This window comes from Pedobacter sp. UYEF25 (assembly GCF_054061655.1).
The window spans coordinates 54894-73365 of the sequence record NZ_JBSSEL010000006.1 but is presented as its reverse complement, the minus strand read 5'-3'; the positions used below and the strand labels follow the sequence as shown (position 1 = coordinate 73365).

General features: G+C 37.1%; 17 protein-coding genes. 3 read left to right on the top strand and 14 right to left on the bottom strand.

Going from position 1 to position 18472, the window contains the following annotated elements:
* The 3 genes from ACVWYG_RS07760 to ACVWYG_RS07750 form a co-directional block, all read right to left on the bottom strand.
* A complete protein-coding gene (locus tag ACVWYG_RS07760; RefSeq protein ID WP_457269606.1) occupies positions 1 to 570 on the bottom strand; it encodes an RNA polymerase sigma factor in 570 nt (189 codons plus the stop codon).
* A gap of 109 nt (positions 571 to 679) precedes the next feature.
* Positions 680 to 1381, bottom strand: a complete 702-nt coding sequence (locus ACVWYG_RS07755; RefSeq protein WP_457269605.1) for a DUF4397 domain-containing protein — start codon at positions 1379 to 1381, stop codon at positions 680 to 682.
* A gap of 193 nt (positions 1382 to 1574) precedes the next feature.
* Entirely contained in the window at positions 1575 to 3197 is a 1623-nt protein-coding gene (locus ACVWYG_RS07750; protein WP_457269604.1) for an ABC-F family ATP-binding cassette domain-containing protein, read from the bottom strand.
* A gap of 383 nt (positions 3198 to 3580) precedes the next feature.
* Here ACVWYG_RS07750 and ACVWYG_RS07745 point away from each other — a divergent pair, with 383 nt between their 5' ends.
* Both ACVWYG_RS07745 and ACVWYG_RS07740 read left to right on the top strand, forming a co-directional pair.
* Positions 3581 to 4393, top strand: a complete 813-nt coding sequence (locus ACVWYG_RS07745) for a metallophosphoesterase (protein ID WP_457269603.1) — start codon at positions 3581 to 3583, stop codon at positions 4391 to 4393.
* Positions 4394 to 4561: 168 nt separating this feature from the next.
* Positions 4562 to 5023 carry a 3-oxoacyl-ACP synthase gene (locus ACVWYG_RS07740; protein WP_457269602.1) on the top strand — a complete coding sequence of 154 codons (462 nt, stop codon included), beginning with the start codon at positions 4562 to 4564 and terminating at the stop codon, positions 5021 to 5023.
* Between the two features lie 31 nt (positions 5024 to 5054).
* Here the strand turns inward: ACVWYG_RS07740 and ACVWYG_RS07735 are convergent, their stop codons facing one another.
* From ACVWYG_RS07735 to ACVWYG_RS07710, 6 genes are all read right to left on the bottom strand, one after another.
* Positions 5055 to 5972, bottom strand: coding sequence for a hypothetical protein (locus ACVWYG_RS07735; RefSeq protein WP_457269601.1), 918 nt, complete (start codon positions 5970 to 5972; stop codon positions 5055 to 5057).
* A gap of 354 nt (positions 5973 to 6326) precedes the next feature.
* Positions 6327 to 7487: a DUF3298 domain-containing protein gene (locus tag ACVWYG_RS07730; RefSeq protein ID WP_457269600.1), complete on the bottom strand. Its 1161-nt coding sequence runs from the start codon at positions 7485 to 7487 to the stop codon at positions 6327 to 6329.
* 40 nt (positions 7488 to 7527) lie between these two features.
* Entirely contained in the window at positions 7528 to 8421 is an 894-nt protein-coding gene (locus ACVWYG_RS07725) for a polysaccharide deacetylase family protein (protein ID WP_457269599.1), read from the bottom strand.
* 21 nt (positions 8422 to 8442) lie between these two features.
* Complete coding sequence (locus ACVWYG_RS07720) at positions 8443 to 9321, bottom strand: polysaccharide deacetylase family protein (RefSeq protein WP_457269598.1); 879 nt, start codon at positions 9319 to 9321, stop codon at positions 8443 to 8445.
* Between the two features lie 98 nt (positions 9322 to 9419).
* A complete protein-coding gene (locus ACVWYG_RS07715; RefSeq protein ID WP_457269597.1) occupies positions 9420 to 10070 on the bottom strand; it encodes a hypothetical protein in 651 nt (216 codons plus the stop codon).
* 368 nt (positions 10071 to 10438) lie between these two features.
* Entirely contained in the window at positions 10439 to 10780 is a 342-nt protein-coding gene (locus tag ACVWYG_RS07710) for a cupin domain-containing protein (RefSeq protein ID WP_457269596.1), read from the bottom strand.
* A 241-nt stretch (positions 10781 to 11021) separates the two neighbouring features.
* On the opposite strand from ACVWYG_RS07710, the gene ACVWYG_RS07705 reads away from it, so the two are divergent.
* Positions 11022 to 11738 carry a TylF/MycF/NovP-related O-methyltransferase gene (locus ACVWYG_RS07705; RefSeq protein ID WP_457269595.1) on the top strand — a complete coding sequence of 239 codons (717 nt, stop codon included), beginning with the start codon at positions 11022 to 11024 and terminating at the stop codon, positions 11736 to 11738.
* A gap of 65 nt (positions 11739 to 11803) precedes the next feature.
* On the opposite strand, the gene clpB is transcribed toward ACVWYG_RS07705, so the two are convergent.
* The 5 genes from clpB to cls all read right to left on the bottom strand — a co-directional run bounded on the left by clpB (position 11804) and on the right by cls (position 18376).
* A complete protein-coding gene (gene clpB, locus ACVWYG_RS07700) occupies positions 11804 to 14407 on the bottom strand; it encodes an ATP-dependent chaperone ClpB (RefSeq protein ID WP_457269594.1) in 2604 nt (867 codons plus the stop codon).
* A 413-nt stretch (positions 14408 to 14820) separates the two neighbouring features.
* The gene (gene uraH / locus ACVWYG_RS07695; RefSeq protein ID WP_457269593.1) at positions 14821 to 15228 is read right to left on the bottom strand and encodes a hydroxyisourate hydrolase; all 408 of its coding nucleotides are present in this window, start codon (positions 15226 to 15228) and stop codon (positions 14821 to 14823) included.
* 22 nt (positions 15229 to 15250) lie between these two features.
* Complete coding sequence (locus ACVWYG_RS07690) at positions 15251 to 15778, bottom strand: GlcG/HbpS family heme-binding protein (RefSeq protein WP_457269592.1); 528 nt, start codon at positions 15776 to 15778, stop codon at positions 15251 to 15253.
* Positions 15779 to 16121: 343 nt separating this feature from the next.
* Entirely contained in the window at positions 16122 to 16694 is a 573-nt protein-coding gene (locus ACVWYG_RS07685) for a Crp/Fnr family transcriptional regulator (RefSeq protein ID WP_457269591.1), read from the bottom strand.
* 230 nt (positions 16695 to 16924) lie between these two features.
* The gene (cls, locus tag ACVWYG_RS07680) at positions 16925 to 18376 is read right to left on the bottom strand and encodes a cardiolipin synthase (RefSeq protein ID WP_457269590.1); all 1452 of its coding nucleotides are present in this window, start codon (positions 18374 to 18376) and stop codon (positions 16925 to 16927) included.
* Between the last annotated feature and the right edge of the window lie 96 nt (positions 18377 to 18472).

Sequence of the window (18472 nt, the reverse complement as noted above, 5' to 3'; positions counted from 1 at the left end):
TTAAGAATTCGTCATGTTATGCGTGTAAAGGCTACGCAATTTGCTTTTTGCCCTAGTGAGGTAGACTCGGCTAGAACTTATCGGGATATTCAGCATTTTAGATACTTCTTCGTGAGAAAATCCCTCAATTTCATACAGGTTAAAAACCAATCGATGCATTTCCGGTAAATGATTTAATAAATTTAAAATGTCTTTTACATGAAGTTGAGACGCTGTTGAAACCTGAGTTGCCGGATGAACTTCTTCTGCAACATCTTCTACGTATAGATGTGCTTTCGATGTCCTCAGTCGGTCAATTGCAGTGCGCGATGCAATTTGCGCTACCCAGCCTTTAAAAAATTGTTGCAACTGATCTGGATTATCCGGTTTCTTAAATGTAGATAAGTACTTAAAAATTTTAATAAAACTGTCATTCACCAACTCTTCACCATCAGATCTGTTCTTTGTATATCTTAAAGTTACGCCCATTACATACCCGTAAAATGATTTATACATCATTTCTTTACAGCCATCGTCTTCTTTTAAACAGCCTTTTAAAATCGCCTCAAAACTGAGTATTTTATTTATCACTCCCTAAAGCACCTTTTTTAGCGTTTATAATCATCGGTAAAAGCAAAAATAATGAAATAACACCATTCCAATCGGAATGGTGTCGATGTTCTTCCAGGTAAGGAAGTTGCTATTTATTTGGCATAATAGAAAGACCGAAAGCCGTGCTATCTGTTGCACTAGACAAGCCTTTTGCCCAAATGGTGTAAATCTTTCCGGCTTCTATTTTTACAGCTGTTAGCGTTGCTTTCACAGCAGTTGTACCAGTCTGTTTTACTTGGAAATTATAAGAAACATTTGGAGTTATGGTCGCAAAGCTAGAATATTCTTTAAAAGCTTTGTTTTTAACTAACGCCGTGTCTGCGTCCGCTACATTTAAATCTAGTGCTGTTGAACCTGGACTTAAGTTTACAAAGCGAATTTTTGCCTTATCTGCAGCTGGTGCCGTCAAGTCGTCTTCTAGCGCCAGAAGTTTGGTAGATTTTAAAGTATCCACTACAAAAATTGAATAGAATGTACCCGGCTTTAAAGTTACATTGGCGCTGGTTAGATATTTGGTAGAATCTTTTTTAGCTACTCCAACAATTCGAACACCCGGATAGGCAGTGTAATATCCAAAATCTTGCGTGTAGGTGAAGCGATTTACCTTTTGGTTGTCTATCACAAAATCCAATGCTCCAGTACCCGGCGACGCATGGATAAATCCAATTCCTGCAGCTTCTATTGGCTGATTAGGTTCTGTTTTGCTACAAGCAGCAAGCGTAACTGAAAGTGCAAAGACTGCAAAAAAAAGTTTTGCATTTCTGTAAAGTGTTTTTGAATGAGTTGTCATGTTTTTGTTTTAATGTTTAAAAGGATGGTTGTTAACGGCCATTAACGTTTTTTCTTCTTAAACGAGCACTTAACTCAAAACGCTACAGCTAAAAAAATATTCATTTACTTTTTCAGCTTTTCGCTTACTCCAAAATTAAAAAGAGCTTTGGTTTATATCCAAAGCTCTTTTTGATGTCTATTTTTTAAAAAAATTAAGCATACATTTCTTTCCTTAATTTATCCACATCGTCGCTGTGGATGTATTCATCGTAGGTCATCAATTTGTCTATTGTGCCTTTTGGGGTAATTTCAATCACCCTATTTGCTACCGTTTCTGTCAATTGATGATCTCGGGAAGTAAATAGAATCGTTCCTTTAAAATCCTTCATCCCATTGTTTAATGCTTCGATAGATTCTAAGTCTAAGTGATTGGTAGGCTCATCAAACATTAAAAAGTTAGCCTGTTGCAACATCATTCTCGAAAACATGCAGCGCATTTTTTCTCCTCCAGAAAGTACTTTCACGCTTTTTAAAACCTCTTCGCCAGAGAATAGCATCCGGCCTAAAAAGCTCCGGACGAACTGTTCATCGGCATCAGTTCCAGAATATTCCCGCAACCAATCGACCAAATTTTCGTTTTTACGCATAAAATATGCTGCATTGTCGTTCGGAATGTCGGCAGTACTAATGGTAACACCCCACTTAAAAGAACCTTTAAAGGTTGCATCTCGATCGCTAAGTACATCATAAAAAGCCGCGGTAGCCAAACTATTTTGAGAAAGGATGGCTATTTTGTCTCCCTTATTTACCATAAAAGAAATATCTTTAAATAGTACGCCGTCTGAATTGCTTTTACTTAACTTTTCTACCTGCAAAATCTGATCTCCCGCATCTCTACCAGTATTGTTAAAGATAATGGCAGGGTATTTCCGGCTCGACGCCTTAATTTCAGAAATATCAATCTTATCTAAGGCTTTTTTACGGGAAGTAGCCTGTTTAGATTTAGAAGCATTCGCACTAAATCTTCTAATAAATTCCTGAAGTTCTTTAACCTTGTCTTCTTGTTTTTTGTTCTGATCTCCGCGTTGTTTCAATGCTAGCTGACTGCTTTCGTACCAGAAGCTGTAATTGCCGGAGTAAATGCTCATTTGGCTGAAATCGATATCCACAATGTGCGTACACACTGCATCTAAAAAGTGCCTATCATGACTTACAACCAAGACAATATTTTGGTAATCAGCCAAGAAATTTTCTAACCAAGCAATGGTTTCGATGTCCAAATCGTTGGTTGGCTCATCTAAAAGTAGAATATCTGGATTTCCGAAAAGCGCTTGGGCCAAAAGTACCCGAACTTTTTGTGTATTGTCTAACTCTTGGAGCAGTTTGCCATGGTTTTGTTCGATTATTCCTAAATTACTTAACATGGTTGCCGCGTTGCTTTCCATATTCCAGCCATCCATTTCTGCGAAAATGTTCTCTAATTCACCAGCACGTATGCCATCTTTTTCAGAGAAATCCTCTTTCATATAGATGCCATCTTTCTCCTTCATGATGGCATAAAGTTCTTTATGGCCCATCATAACAGTTTCCAATACCGTGAATTCATCAAATTCATAGTGATTTTGCTTTAGAACCGCCATGCGCTCTCCTGGCGTAAAAGCTACTGAACCAGTCGTTTGACTTACCTCACCCGATAAAATTTTTAGAAAAGTTGATTTTCCTGAGCCGTTTGCGCCAATAACACCGTAGCAGTTGCCTTGATTAAATTTGAGATTTACATCTGAAAAAAGAGTGCGCTTGCCGTATTGTAAAGATAAATTTGAAACTGAAATCATGCGTTTGAAAAATAAGTTGCAAAGATAAGCAAAAAGCCCGAGGGTAAAAAGTTACGATAAAAACCGAACTCAGTTTTTGCTTTTTGCTTTTTCCTTTTAAGTTCTGCCTTGATGATCCTAATTATTTGAAAACGATGGGTTCTGTACTTTTGCGTTTTTGCAGTCCCACTGTGCACTATAGCCGCTCGTGCCTCGCGGGCTACCGTTTCCACCGGGTTTAAGTTTGAAAAGAGACGGATTCGGGGGGATAAAAGATGTGATTCAGCTGATCACTTTTTGTTATCTTTGGTTAAGAAATTAGAAAATCCAACTCACCCAACTCACCCAACTCACCCAACTCATCCAATTTAAACAATTTTAATTCACTTTTTTATACACCCTAAATGCCAGATCTAACCAGACGAAAGTTTATTAAAGGCGGTATTTTAGCGTCTATTATATTGGTCTTTTTAGATTCTTTTTGGTTTGAGAAGTATGTCATCGACTGGAATTATTTTGATGTTTCGAAATCATCTGACGACAAGATAAAAATAATACAGATCTCAGACTTACATTTCGATAAACTCAGGTATTTTCATAAGTCTATTGCAAGAAAAATCAATTCAATAAAGCCGGATTTAATTTTTATAACCGGAGATTCGGTTGATCATACCGATAAGATTGAACCATTAAACCGTTTTTTAGAATTAATTGATCATGGCATTTTAAAGTACGCGATAACCGGCAACTGGGAGTATTGGGGGAATGTAAATTTGCAGAAACTTAGCGACGTTTACTCTAAGAATAATTGTAAGTTGTTAATTAATAAAAATGAAACTGTTTCAATACGAAAGCGCAAAATAACAATAATTGGCATTGATGATTTTATCGGGGGAAATGCAGATTACATAAAGGCGATAAGCCGAATCAACCCTACAGAAACTAACATTGTATTATCGCACTGTCCGGCATACCGAGATGTGATTGGCCGACAAAAGGGTGACTTAAATATAGATTTGGTCCTTTCTGGGCACACGCATGGCGGCCAAATTACCTTTCTGGGGTTTGTGCCTTTTAAGCCTCCAGGAAGCGGAACATACTTAAAAGGTTGGTATCGGGCGCCGCAACCCAGCATGTATGTGTCCAAGGGAATTGGAACAAGTATTTTGCCAATTCGTTTTGGTGCAAGAGCAGAAATGGTTGAAATGGACATTTAAACCTATTGTCAAGAGAAATATCCAATTTATATATTTTGTTTTTTTAGTCGGGTTAGCGCTATTGAACACTTGGATGTTTTGAGTTAGCGATTTAAGTGGAATAGAATAAGAAAAGTTGTGAGGGTGAAAATTTGAATAGTTTGCGCATCTTGCAGATTGATTTAGATTATGATTAATTCTTCCACCATAAAGCATCGGTTGCATCAACTGTGTTTGGCGTTTATACAAAACCGCATAGAAAATATAGAAGATTCTCTTAAGCAGGCCAGGCAGGCTTCTAATGATGATACGAAGAGTAGTGCCGGCGACAAATATGAAACGACCAGAGAAATGATGCAGCAAGAAATGGACAGAAATAACAAGTTGCTTTACGAAGCTGGGATGCAAAAAATGGCTTTACAGCAGATAGAGCGAACTGGCGTGTCGGCAACGGTGCAAAACGGAAGCTTGGTTTTTACCTCGAATGGCAATTTTTACCTAAGCATTAGCGCAGGCGAATTAAGTATTGACAACATAAAATACTTCGCAGTTTCTCAAGCATCGCCGATAGGTAAAACGCTTATTGGCAAATGCAAAAATGAGGAGTTTACTTTTAATGGAAAAGCCTTTTTGATAACAAAGTTTTTTTGAGCTTCGTCTTAACAGTTAAGAAAACGACGACTTAAATTTCTATTCTCGTTTTAAACTCTGGTTTTGAATATTCCTCGACATCTTTAAGCGGCACAAAAATCAAAACTTGGCCTTTCACATTGCCAGGCATCCCGCCCGGGTTGCTTAACACGGCCAAACCGTATTGATTAAAGTAAAAGTTATCTGTTTGGAATAGAGATTGATTAAATGCTGTTTCTTCATAAGAATTTCTTGGCTCATAATTGTACTGATCTTTGTAGATTTTTTTTAGGATGTTTTGAAGTTTTTCATTGTCCATATCTACTACATCAGTTAATGCTAAGCGTTTTTTATTTTTAACATCGAAACAATAAACCATGCTGCTATTTCTCACGTCGCCGCGTATTTGGTTTTCAGAAAATACTTCTACATTAACGTAATTTCTATCGTTAAAGGCAATGTATCCGGTTTGATGATGAAATTGATTTGAGAAATTAAGATAGGCGGGACTGGCTTTATCGAGAAAATTTTTAATGCTTTTTCTATAGTTTTGGAAATACGCTCTAGCTAACTTCTCAAATTGAGTTTTTCGACTCATTTTCTCCTCTGTTATTCCCTCCAGCAATCTTAATTGTTCATCAAGCCATTTTCCATGCTCGCTATCTGTCTTAGGCTTTAAATAGATAATGCTAAATTTCGCTGTCCTAGCCGTCGGATTTTCGGAAATTGCATAAGTTGAATCACTATAATATTCAATATCAAATTTAAAAGACCCTTCTGGATATTTTTCCTCCAGCTTTATAGGATACATCTGTGAACCGTCGCCATTTACCCAAATTCCGTAGAAAGCACTCCCCTTCCAAGCGAGCGATAATGCTGGATTTTTCCTGCTCTGGTTGGCGCCATTATCAAAATAACTAAGCTCCTTGAGTCCCACACTATCCTTATTTGCTTTTTTGAGGTTTGACAATCGAAACCACGGGCCATTGTAGTAATCTCTACCAAAATACGCATTGTTTGCTTTTTGTAGATGGCTAATAACGGGTTTCCCATCGATCGTTCCTTCAAGTCTTTTATAAAAAGAATTAGGCAGCTCAACAATTGGCTGTCTGCTATAAACTTCACTCTTTTATGGGTTTTTAGAGCCTGTAAACGTAGTGAGACTGAGGAGACTAATTAAACTATATTTCATTATGGGAGCGCTTGCTGTTGATTTACGGAAAATCTAATTTTTTTTTGGAAATTTAATAGATGATCTAATTTTCTCGTTAAAATTATACAAGCACTATTTAACAAACTCCATTATTTCTAAGCAATATGGTTTTTATAATTCCATTCTCGTTTTAAACTCTGGATTTAAATACTGCGTCAATTCTGTAAAAGGAATAAACACAACCAGTTGACCTTGCGCGTAGCTTGCAACTTCGTAAGGGTTGAACATAAAAGCCAAACCAAATTGGTTAAAATAAAAGTTGGTGTTTGGTTTGATGAAATTATCAAATAATACCGCTTTTAAATCGCCATTTGGTTTGATGTTGTATAGCTTTCTAAAATTTTTCTCTGTTATTTTTTGTAGTGTGTTAGAATCTATTTTTATTACATCGCTTAGTGCAAGTTGCTTTTTGTTTTTTACATCAAAACAAGTCATTAAAGTGCCGTAATTGCCATGTGCGCCACCGGTGTATTCCTCGCTAAGCGATTCGAGAACCACATAATCTCTATCATTATAGGCTATGGACTGATTGTTGGTCCTGTAATAATTAAGAGAATGCATCTCTGTAATGTCCATATTTTTGCCTAGTTGCTTTATTTCGCTGGCGTAGTTTTTAAAATAATCTGTGCTTAGATTTTCAAATCCTGCTTGTCGGCCAGTGTTTGGGTCTTCAATGCCCGATAGCTTTTTAAGTCGTGCATCAAGCCATTTGGTGTTGTCTGTGCCATCTTCTGCTTTCAAATAAGTGAAATTTATTTGTGCCATGGGCGATTTTGGATTATTGGGAATCGCCGCAATCGAGTCGCTATAGGTGCCTGCGCTAAATTTGTAAGATCCTTCTGGGTACTTTTCTTCTAATTTTATTGGATATTTTTTTGTGCTGTCGCCGCTCATCCAAGTCCCGTTGAAGCCGTTTCCATTCCAACCTACGGTTATTGTGGGATATTTTGAATTTGGCTCAAAATACGATGCATATAAATTACGCTCATTGAGACAAACACTGTCTTTGCTTGTTTTGGTAAAGTTTGATAAACCTAACCAAGGCCCGTCATAATAATATCCGCCAGATGGATTGCCATTTATGCTTTGTAAGTGCATAATGGCGGGTTTTCCTGCAATAGTTCCTTCTAATCTTTTGTAAAAACAGCTTGGAAGCACGGTGGTTATTTTGGCGATATGAGTACTATTTTCTGCCTCAATTTTTCCGCTTTTTGGGCTGTTGCAGGCAAATAGAATAAGCAATGCAATGCTGCCGATGATGTAATTTCTCATGCTACAAAGGTGTAGTTTTGCCTTAAAAATGCAAAGAGAATTAGCTTTTTGTTTTATTAAAGCTCTTTTTTATACTGTGAATTAGGTTTTTGGCAGAGTAATTACCAGGATCTACAATTCTACGAATGGTGTATAAGGGATATTGCTCATCTCTTTTTGTTGATAAAATGAAAGCTGCTTTGAAGCCGTGCTCTTCTAGTTTATGAAGAGATGAAGTTTTAAAAATACCATAAGGATATGCAAAATAATTTATCTTTTTACCTGTAATTTCTGCGAGCGTCTTTGTTGGCTGATCAATTTGGGTTTTCCAATCGGCTTCTGTAAAATGTGCGAAATTCTTATGATCGTAGGTATGGCTTGCAATGGTGTTTCCGTCCTCAGACAATTGCTTGATCTGAGCTTTGCTCATATATCCAATCCTACCTTTTTTTCCGATAGAAACTGTCATTATAAAATAAACGCCCTTAAAACCATATTTTTTTAAGGTTGGTGCCGCCACTTCAAATTGATCGAGGTCGGTATCATCAAAAGAAATCATTATAGATTTTTCTGGCAGCTTTACTCCAAAGGCCAAATAATCATATAACTGGTCGGGCAAAATAGAATGGAAGCCACTGTCGGCTAACATTTTAATGTGCTTTCTAAAGTTATCTGGCGAGATAATGTCATTCTGCGCACGCTTGCTGTCGATAGGTAAAGCATTTCTAATTTGATGATAACATAAAACCGGGACTTCTTTGCGTGCTAAAATTGTCTTTGCGTCTGCTTTAACTCTATGGCCAGACTCACTAAGCCTTAATGCTTTATTTTTTGCAGCCGCAGTTGCAATGCCTGTTTTTTTAGCCGACAGTTCTTTTGGAACATGGCCGCAAGCGCCAAAAAGCAAACTGACCGAAATTAAGTAAACCGGGTGTTTCAGTACGCGCGCAATCATTCCGTATCTAAGGCAGATTTTTTAAAAACTGTTTTTAATGCTATTGCTTAACGTTTTTGGTGTCCAATAGCCACTAGCTATAATTCTGCGAATGGTCAGTAATGGTTCTTTTTCATCTCGCTTGGTACTCAGTTGAAATGCCATTCTAAAACCACGTTTCTTCAATTCAGGAAAGCCTTCTGCGTTCCACAGGCCATAAGGATAGGCAAATTCAGTCATTATTTTGCCAGTAATATCTTCTAGCTTTTTTGTTGGTTTATCTAATTGTTCTTCCCAATCCTTCCCAGCATATTTTTTAAAATTTTTATGATCGTAGGTATGGCTACCAATAATATTGCCCTCATCAGAAAGCTGTTTAATCTGTTCTGAACTCATGTAGTTTACAAATTTTCCTTTCCTACCGATAGAAACGGTCATGATAAAATACACCGCTTTATAGCCATATTTCTTTAAGGTAGGTCGAACGATGGTAAATTGATCTTCATCCGTATCGTCAAAAGTTAGCATTATCGGCTTGCTTGGTAGTTTTGCACCCGTGTTTAAATACGCATATAATTGGTCGGGCAAAATGGTGTGGTAACCACTATCGGCTAACATTTTCATTTGGTCTTTAAAGTTTTGGATGGGCACAATGTAATCCTTGCCCACTTTTCCGTCTCTTTCTATCCAATTCCGAACCTGATGGTAACATAAAATAGGCACTTGTTTGCGCGCTAAAATGGAGGCCGCATCTGCTTTCTTTATTTGCGAGACATCAATTTTTTCTGTAGGATCACTTTCCGCTACAACAGTTGTGTCTGATTTATTGGAGCTGTCTTTCTCTCTTTGCTCAGATTTAGACTGGCAACTTATACACAGAACCGCCGCGATAGAAAAAATAGATAGAACTTTAATTTTCATGATTATGGATTATTTGCCGCAAAACTATGAAATCAAAAAACGATTTTTGCAGGATTTTATCAACGTTCGTGTTTTTTTGTGGAAATATAATTTAGATATCAGAAATAAACATTAAAGCCAAGTGTTGGGGTTAATAGATTTGGAAATACATTTACGCTGTTCTTCTTTTTGTAGTTGTAGTCCGAAGTTCCGTCATAATAGGACTGATGAAAAAAGCTCGCAAATGGCACGCTAAATTCTAATCTTGTGTGGCTAGTCACTTTTACCATAATGCCTGCGCTTAAGTTTGCACCCAAGCCCTTAACTTTTACATCGGTTCTCAGCAAATAACCCCTTTCTATTATGTTAAGTGAGTTTACGAGCATCAAAAGATTGGCCTGGGCAAAAAAAACCAAGCTTGATTGCGCTAGGAAGTATTTTCTTAAAAAGGGCGAAAATCCTATACTCAACTCCTTCGGCTCAGACCTGTCCTCGTAGAAGCCAGTTTGGTTGTTGTATGTTTGAAAATTTTTAAATTTTAATCGCGAAAGGTTAAATGGTAGTTCTATACCAAGTGCTAGATTATCTTTTAAAAAATATCCGTACCGAGGTGTTAAATAGAAGTTATTTACGCGATCATTTTCTGGTTGTAGCTTATCGCTCGAGTAGCTAAAACTCAATCCAATTATAGAATTGCCTTTTTCGGTCTGGGCATAACAGCCAAAACCAAGGGCGCACAGCAGTGCCGCCGTTAATAGAGTAAACTTCATGGTGTGTGTATTTGTGTGTGACTAAATTTACTGTTTTTTTCTAAAAATGGAAACAATAAAATTCCGATAGTCTCCTTCAAAAACCTACACAAAATAGTCGTCATTATTATACCCAAAGGCTTTTTAATGTTTTGATAGATAACATGTTCTGTTTATGCCTAGTGTGAGTTAACTTATCTTGGAAATCAAGTAGTCTTTATAAAAGTCGTTTCCTACTTTTTAATTACATTCTGGCCTGTATACTTTCTTTAGAAACCCATTGTAGTTGACCAAACTCCTTTATTACTTCCATAAATATGGCCAACAATTTCTGTAAAACATCGTTAACCAAGAACGCAATCAGTTTTATGATCGTCTATTATCTTAAATTAACTTTTTGTTACGTCTTTTACTCTACTCGCGTCGTCGCCTTTAGACAGCGTTAAGCGAACAATGGAATCTGAAATTGCTGTTAGGTTATGCGCAATGTTGGCTTCTATGTAGATCAATTGTCCTCTTTTTAAATTTAAATTATTGCCTTCTACCCCGAAATCTATTTCTCCATCTACAATTTCTACCACAATTGGCAAAGGCGCCTTGTGTTCTTTCATACACTGGTTTTTTCTAAAAAGGATCCGTATCTCTTTGGTGAAGGCCGTATCCATCAAAACCGAAACTGCAGGTTTTGTTTCATTAAATCTAAGGTCTTCTAATATCGACGCTGTTCGCATAAGTCTATGATTTTAATGCCGCCAATGTATCAAAGGTTTGAATTAACAGAAATGATTTTAATCATATTTTTAGGAGATAGACATTAGGAACACGTTTTTAGTTGCGAATATTATTGGCTAATTAAGTTTAGGTGTTTCCGGTAACTTTGATTCGAATCAATTTTGAGAATTAAGTTTTTTTGAATGATAACTTATATTTTTAATTACTTTTAAGGAGTTGTTATCTGAGTTTTTAAATCATATGAATAATTTTTTTATCACCCAACATCCTTTTTCACTGCCTAAAAAATCAAACTTAGTGAGGTATATAAATGCCGCAATGAATAGGGCGGGATTTCGATACAAGTTGCAGCCTAAACCGGATTCTACCCTAGATATGAACTCACTTGAGCAGCGTATGAATTATTACCTGTTGTTAGAGTCTGTCATAGGCAATGGCGTGGAAGGCGATGTCGTGGAACTAGGGTGCTTTACAGGCCAATGTGCCTTGCTTTTTGAAAAAGTCATCGAACAGAGTCAGTCTTCAAAAAAATTACATCTTTACGATAGTTTCGAAACAAAATTTGCCTTTACAGGAGGGGTAGAAGACGAACTTCTAAAGAATTTTAAGACAGCTAATTTAAAACCGCCTACGCTACATAAGGGATATTTTGATAAAACTTTGCCGACTCAGTTGCCAGAAAAACTGTGTTTTGTGCACATCGACTGTGGCTTTGGTGGCGATAGAATTGAACACCGAGATATTATATTGTATTGTTTTGAACAGATTTATCAAAAACTGAGCAAAGGAGCAGTTTGTGTGTTGATGGATTATCATGACGGTGCAGCAGGCGATAAAGGTTTGGATGCAAATCCTGGTGTAAAACTAGCCTGCGACCTCTTTTTAAAAGATCGGCCTGAGAAAATAGTGATGCTTTATGGGAATGACTATTCTCATGGTTTTTTTAGAAAAATGTAGTGAAAAAACCTCATACCTAAAAAAAGCGCAGCATTTGTCTGCGCTTTTTTTTGGATTTGGTGATTTTATTGCTGCGCTGTCACGTTTACAAAAACGAAGTTATGGTCAAACATATCTAGCTTAATCTTGCTGTCTTTGCTTATTTTCCCTGCTAAAATTTCTTTGGATAGTTCATTTAAAATTCGTTTTTGAATAACTCTTTTTAACGGACGAGCACCAAACTGTGGGTCGTAACCAAGTTCGCCTAACCAATCTAAAGCCTCCTGACTCGCATCCATTTCTATTCCCATTTCAGCCAAGGTGTTTTGTACTTGCTTAAACTGCAAATTTACAATAGCCCTAATCTCTGTCCTGTTTAGCGGAGTAAACATAATTAGCTCGTCAATTCTATTTAAAAATTCGGGGCGGATGGTTTGTTTCAATATCTCAAAAAGTTCATTTTTGGTTTTTGCAACTACTTCGTCTCGATTTTCATCGGTTAGATTTTTAAAATTATCCTGTATCATGTTGGCGCCAATATTGGAGGTCATTACGATAATGGTATTTTTAAAATTCACCGTTCTCCCTTTGTTGTCGGTTAAGCGGCCATCATCCAATACCTGAAGCAATATATTAAATACATCGGGATGTGCTTTTTCTATTTCATCCAATAAAATAACCGAGTAAGGTCTGCGTCTTACCGCTTCTGTAAGCTGACCGCCTTCATCGTAACCTACGTATCCTGGAGGCGCTCCAATTAAACGAGATACCGCATGCCTTTCTTGGTATTCGCTCATGTCTATTCTCGTTAATGCATTTTCATCGTTAAATAAAAACTCTGCCAATGCTTTTGCAAGTTCAGTTTTACCTACTCCGGTTGTTCCTAAAAAGATAAAGGAACCAATTGGTTTTTTCTTGTCTTGTAAACCAGCTCTAGATCTTCGTATGGCATCAGAAATGGCTTCGATTGCTTCATCTTGGCCAGCTACCCTTTTATGAAGTTCGTCTTCTAAGCTCAATAATTTTACGCGCTCACTTTCAATCAACTTATTTACCGGAATACCGGTCCAACGGCCTACCACTCCTGCAATATCATCTGCAGTAACTTCCTCCTTTAGCATTCTACTGCCACTTTGTTGCTGCTCTAATTCCGCTTTTAATTTTTCGGCTTTGTCTTGAGCTTCTTTGATTTTGCCATACCTAATTTCCGCCACTTTTCCATAATCTCCCGCACGTTCTGCTTGCTCGGCCTCTAATTTAAAGTGCTCAATCTGTTCCAACTGGGTATTCATATTGTCTACCAAGTTTTTTTCACTCTGCCATTTAGCCTTTAACTCGTCGCGTTCCGCAGATAAATTTGCAAGCTCCTCAGACAATTCTTTTACCTTTTTTTCATCTTTTTCTCTCTTTATGGCTTCGCGTTCTATTTCCATACGCATAATTTCTCTGTCGAGCGCGTCTACATTCTCAGGCACGCTATCCATTTCCATCCGCAATTTAGAAGCAGCCTCATCCATTAAATCAATGGCCTTATCGGGTAAGAAACGATCTGAAATGTAGCGTTGGCTCATTTCTACTGCCGCGATAATGGCTTCATCCTTAATTCGGACTTTATGGTGAGTTTCGTAGCGCTCTTTCAAACCACGTAAAATAGAAATCGCATCCTGCGTATCGGGCTCTTCAACCATTACTTTTTGGAAACGACGTTCCAAAGCCTTGTCTTTTTCCAAATATTTTTGATATTCGTCTAAAGTAGTGGCGCCAATTGCCCGAAGTTCACCTCGAGCCAATGCGGGTTTTAGAATATTTGCGGCGTCCATCGCACCTTCGCCACCTCCTGCACCTACCAACGTGTGTATCTCATCAATAAACAATACAATTTCCCCATCGCTTTGCGAAACTTCTTTAACTACGGCTTTTAAACGTTCTTCAAATTCGCCTTTGTATTTTGCTCCCGCAATCAGCGCACCCATATCTAGCGAATAGACCACTTTACTTTTTAAGTTTTCAGGTACGTCGCCTTTTATTATTCTAAAAGCTATGCCCTCGGCGATGGCAGTTTTACCAACACCTGGTTCGCCAATTAAAATAGGATTGTTTTTTGTGCGTCGGGATAAAATTTGGATCACTCGCCTAATTTCTTCATCTCTACCAATTACCGGATCTAATTTTCCGCTTTCTGCATACTCATTAAGATTCCGTGCGTACTTGCTTAGCGCTTGATAGGTTGCCTCCGCATTCTGATCTGTTACCCTATTGTCTCCCCGCAACTCCATAATGGCTTTTTTGAGATCTTTTTCTGTCGCGCCTTGCTCTTTTAAAAGTTTTGAAGTATTGTCATTTACAGATAAAATAGCCAATAGCAAATGCTCTACAGACACAAATTCATCTTTAAACTCTTTTAAATAAGAGGTAGCTTTTTGCAAAACCAAATTGGTATTGCTCGACATATAGATGTTACTCCCACTAACTTTTGGGAATTTCGCTATTTCAGCATCCAAGTTGGTATTTAGCGTATTTAGGTTTACGTTTATTTTTTTTAACACATACGAAACCACATTTTCATCTACTGTAAGAAGACCCTTCAGAAGATGTGCCGGTTCAACGGCCTGTTGTTGATTGGCAAGTGCAATCTCAGAGGACTTCTGTACCGCTTCTTGCGCTTTTATGGTAAAGTTGTTGAAGTTCATATCTCGCATTAAATCAAAATAAGTGCCACAGGCGGTTTGCTTTTTATTTTCGGAAATTCTGTCTTGAACCTTTGTTTAATGCTGACTAACTTTCTAATAATAAGTTTTTTATTGACGTTTTGGCTTGTTTTTACCGTAATGACCATTAATAATGAGTTGGTTTTACAATCTATTCTAGTCCATCATCAATGAAATAAAGATTTAATTAAGCCATATATCAGTTGGTTATTGTCTCGCTCTTAAGTGTACATTAAATCAATAACTTATTAGAAACAACAAACTCTTTTTTGTCTGGCATGTATTCCAAATTTTCATTGATCATTATCCATTGCAGTTTTAAAAAAAAATCCCCAAGCTTTTTTTAAAGCTTCAGGGATGTATATTATCTCAAATGGAAATCTTATTTGAGCAAGCTAGTTTCCTCTATACGTAGAATAACCATATGCGGATAAGGTAATTGGCACGTGGTAATGTTTGCCATCTTTAATTTGAAATACAACTTCTATAAAAGGATAAAAACTCTCTACATGACTCTTTTTAAAGTATGGTTCAGTATAAAAGGTAAGTTTATAGACGCCGATATTGGATTTGTCTGAAGGTAAAAAATCAGGAATTCTTCCACTTTCATCAGTCTTCTTTTCAGCTTCAAAGCTCCAAGTTTTATTTTGCTCGTTGTATTTTTCTAATTTAATACTTACTCCGGCCGCTGGCATACCTTTAGAAATGTCTAAAATATGGCTCGACAATTGGTATTTTGGTTTCTGTGCAAAGGTTACGGATGCAAACATTGCAATTAAAAAGGTGATTGCTAAATTTTTCATATGGTTTTTTTTAAAAGATAAATTATTTTGATGTTGTAAATCCAAACGACTTAACGACTGCAGATTTTGCTATTAAATCATCATTTTCTGCACTGCCACCGCCAGATATTCCGATACTTCCAATCACTTCGGCTTTATACCAAATTGGCGTTCCGCCACTCATTAACAATAGTTCTGGTAAGGTGTTTAAATTTTCTGTATCCGGATTTTTTTGTGCGTTACGCAATAAAACAAGGGTTGCTGTTCTGGTAGAAAGCGCGGTGTAAGCTTTTCTTCGGGAGGCTTCTGTATTATGCGGACCTACATTTTCGCCTCGAACAAGCAATATTATGTTTCCAAAAGCATCTAACACCGCAATGGAGACCGTTTTATTCAAACTAGCTGCTTCAGCAGTTGCAACTTTTGTGAGTTCAAAAGCAGCATTCAATGTTAAAGTGTTTATAGATCTTACATAAGTGCCGGCAGATGGCTTTAAAGATTTAGATTGCCCATTAGACTGTGCAAATGCTGTTGCTGTTAGTAGTGTGAAAAGAATGGTGATTAGTTTCATGATCTTTTTTTTAACAAAAATACAGGTCTGGAATGCCCAAAACGTTGTCCTAAGTCAATGTTTTGTGGATTGGTTAATTTTTTTATAATTAATTGGTAGCATTCTTAAATTGAATTTCCTTTTACTTGATGTGGAATATTTTACGCTGGTAGTTTGCGTCCTGGATGGTAAGGGCCGAATACAGTGCCGGTTAAGTTTTAGCTTTTGGGGTGAAAAACTTAACCACGCCCCTGAACTGGCAGATACAGCCGCCCAAATAATTAATTAAAGCATTGGCTTTATATAGTTATTAAGAAAGTTGTTGATTTGCGATGCTAGTTTTATAGATAACCACTACCTAATACTAGTTTAACCTAGATTTTATTCTGCTTAGCGTAGAAGGGGAGATGCCTAAATAAGATGCTGCCATTTTATTAGAGACGTTAATCAGGAGTTTTGGTTGGTGTTGAATAATCCATTTTACCTTTTCCAACGCATCAAAACCTTGAAAGCCGTAGATTCTTTTTTGAGCAACAATAAACCCAAGCTCTAAAATTTCGGTGTAAATTTTTGCAAAAGCAGGAAGGGTTTCAACTAAGCGGTAAAAATCTTCTCTCCTAATGCAAAGCAGTTGAGCTGGCGTTATGGTTTGTAAAAATTCTTCAGCGGGTTGTTGATCGATAAAACTCGGTAATGCAGTTACAAAATTACCTTCGAAAGCGAAATACCTAGAGCTTTCATTGCCATCAGGAGTTAACGTATATAACCTAACACAGCCTTTATTTACGAAATAATAGTATTTGCAGGTCTGTTCATAGCTCAAAAGAATTTGGTTTCGTTTTGTTTTGAGAAGCGTAAAAAAGGCACAAATTTCATCTAATTTGTCTTCATTAAAAGATGTTTTACTTTTTAAGAAGTTTTTTAAAGAAGCGTACATTTTGTATTGACTACTAAAAATAGAATGATAACATGGGAGACATTTAAGTTGTTGAATAGTTTTATGAAATGTTCAATTAAAAGAAATAAGGTTTTTAAAGAGGAACTTTTTACGATTTGAAAGCTCGAAAATAGATAGTCACTTCCTTTAGTTATGCGCTTTTTTCGCAATTGAAGATAAAATTTAAAAGGTTTTAAGCCGCTAAAATAGGTCAAAAAAGAATCTAATTTTTAAAGCAAAGGAGATACCAGCCTAATAATTTTCTCTGAAAGCTGCTTCCTTTTAGGTCTTTTGAGCCACCTATCCACATTTATTATCTCTGCGTCCTGAATATCTTTCTCAAAAGCTCGGGCCAATTGCGCTCCTATTTCATAGTCATACAGGATGGCGTTTACCTCAAAATTTAAATCAAAACTTCTGTAATCTAAATTTGCAGTACCTACAATAGACAGATACCTATCTGCAACCAATGTTTTTGCGTGTACAAATCCTTTTTGATAGAGATAAATCTCGACACCTGCGGTCAATAGAGCGCTAAAATATGACCTAGATGCTGCATTAACGAACAAAGAGTCTGAAATTCCTGGGAGCAAAAGCTTTATTTTGACGCCGGAGAGTGCCGCCATGATTATTGCGTCTAAAATTGTATCTCCGGGAATAAAATACGGAGAAGTTAACAACACTTCTTTTTTTGCGGAAGAGATTGCTTTTACGATGGCATAATAAATGGTTGGATGGTTTGAATCAGGGCCGCTCGATGCAATTTGTACGAGTTTATTGCCCTTATGCGGCAAGGGATCGAACATAGGGAAGTAGTCTTTTTCAATTGGCAAAGTTTCTGCGGCGCAGAAATTCCAGTCGCCAATAAAAATGTGTTGCAGCAGCGAGGTAACTGGTCCGAATAATTTTAAATGCGTATCCCGCCAATAGTAGGTGTTGCCGATCGTGTCGTTGGTATATCTGTCGCTTATGTTTATGCCGCCAATAAATGAAGTTGTTCCATCTATCACAATTATTTTTCGATGATTTCGATAGTTTAATCTGTTTGCCAAGGGCACCAGCTTTATTTTATAAAATGGATAGGCTTTTACCCCGCCTCTCCGCAGTCTTTTAACAAGGTGTTTTCGAATGGAAGAACTCCCAAAATCATCGTAAATAAAACGTACTTGAACGCCCAATTGAGCTTTATGGATAAGTATGTCTGCTATTTCGTTGCCGATATGGTCGTCTTCGTAAATGTAGTATTCTACGTGAATGTGGTGCTGCGCTAGTTTAAGTTCCTTCATTATTTCAGGGAACGTATCTTCGCCATTTATGAGCAACAATGCCTCATTGTTGCAGGTTAGGGGACTTTGATCTGTTTTGAACAGCATTTTCGCGAGGTGCTGGTAGTTACTTCCTGCCGAAAGCTGTTTTAAGTTTTCGGTACTGTACGCCTGTAGTTTCTGCAACAGGAGCTTTCGTTGCTTTTTGTCGAGAATAATTTTCTTAGTGTAGAGTTTATTCTTCCTATAGTTGATTCCAAATGAAAAGTAGATGAATACGCCAATTATTGGTAAAAAGATGACTACCAAAAGATAGCCAAGTGTTTTTGTAACATCATCTGTGTCAAAAACGATGCGTAGACAGACTGCAATAATGAATACGACGTAAAGTAATTCTAGAATTAAAATCCAATTCATAAGCCCTAAAACGGCAAACTGTAATCTGAAATATAACAGCGTAATATATTCAACACACAGATTCTACGTTTTTATTTTAGCTAAGATATATAAATT

Excerpts from the sequence above, each read along its gene's own strand:
- ACVWYG_RS07755 (WP_457269605.1), bottom strand. The coding sequence starts at position 1,381 with ATGACAACTCATTCAAAAACACTTTACAGAAATGCAAAACTTTTTTTT.
- ACVWYG_RS07750 (WP_457269604.1), bottom strand. The coding sequence starts at position 3,197 with ATGATTTCAGTTTCAAATTTATCTTTACAATACGGCAAGCGCACTCTT.
- ACVWYG_RS07745 (WP_457269603.1), top strand. The coding sequence starts at position 3,581 with ATGCCAGATCTAACCAGACGAAAGTTTATTAAAGGCGGTATTTTAGCG.
- ACVWYG_RS07740 (WP_457269602.1), top strand. The coding sequence starts at position 4,562 with ATGATTAATTCTTCCACCATAAAGCATCGGTTGCATCAACTGTGTTTG.
- ACVWYG_RS07730 (WP_457269600.1), bottom strand. The coding sequence starts at position 7,487 with ATGAGAAATTACATCATCGGCAGCATTGCATTGCTTATTCTATTTGCC.
- ACVWYG_RS07725 (WP_457269599.1), bottom strand. The coding sequence starts at position 8,421 with ATGATTGCGCGCGTACTGAAACACCCGGTTTACTTAATTTCGGTCAGT.
- ACVWYG_RS07720 (WP_457269598.1), bottom strand. The coding sequence starts at position 9,321 with ATGAAAATTAAAGTTCTATCTATTTTTTCTATCGCGGCGGTTCTGTGT.
- ACVWYG_RS07715 (WP_457269597.1), bottom strand. The coding sequence starts at position 10,070 with ATGAAGTTTACTCTATTAACGGCGGCACTGCTGTGCGCCCTTGGTTTT.
- ACVWYG_RS07710 (WP_457269596.1), bottom strand. The coding sequence starts at position 10,780 with ATGCGAACAGCGTCGATATTAGAAGACCTTAGATTTAATGAAACAAAA.
- ACVWYG_RS07705 (WP_457269595.1), top strand. The coding sequence starts at position 11,022 with ATGAATAATTTTTTTATCACCCAACATCCTTTTTCACTGCCTAAAAAA.
- clpB (WP_457269594.1), bottom strand. The coding sequence starts at position 14,407 with ATGAACTTCAACAACTTTACCATAAAAGCGCAAGAAGCGGTACAGAAG.
- uraH (WP_457269593.1), bottom strand. The coding sequence starts at position 15,228 with ATGAAAAATTTAGCAATCACCTTTTTAATTGCAATGTTTGCATCCGTA.
- ACVWYG_RS07690 (WP_457269592.1), bottom strand. The coding sequence starts at position 15,778 with ATGAAACTAATCACCATTCTTTTCACACTACTAACAGCAACAGCATTT.
- ACVWYG_RS07685 (WP_457269591.1), bottom strand. The coding sequence starts at position 16,694 with ATGTACGCTTCTTTAAAAAACTTCTTAAAAAGTAAAACATCTTTTAAT.
- cls (WP_457269590.1), bottom strand. The coding sequence starts at position 18,376 with ATGAATTGGATTTTAATTCTAGAATTACTTTACGTCGTATTCATTATT.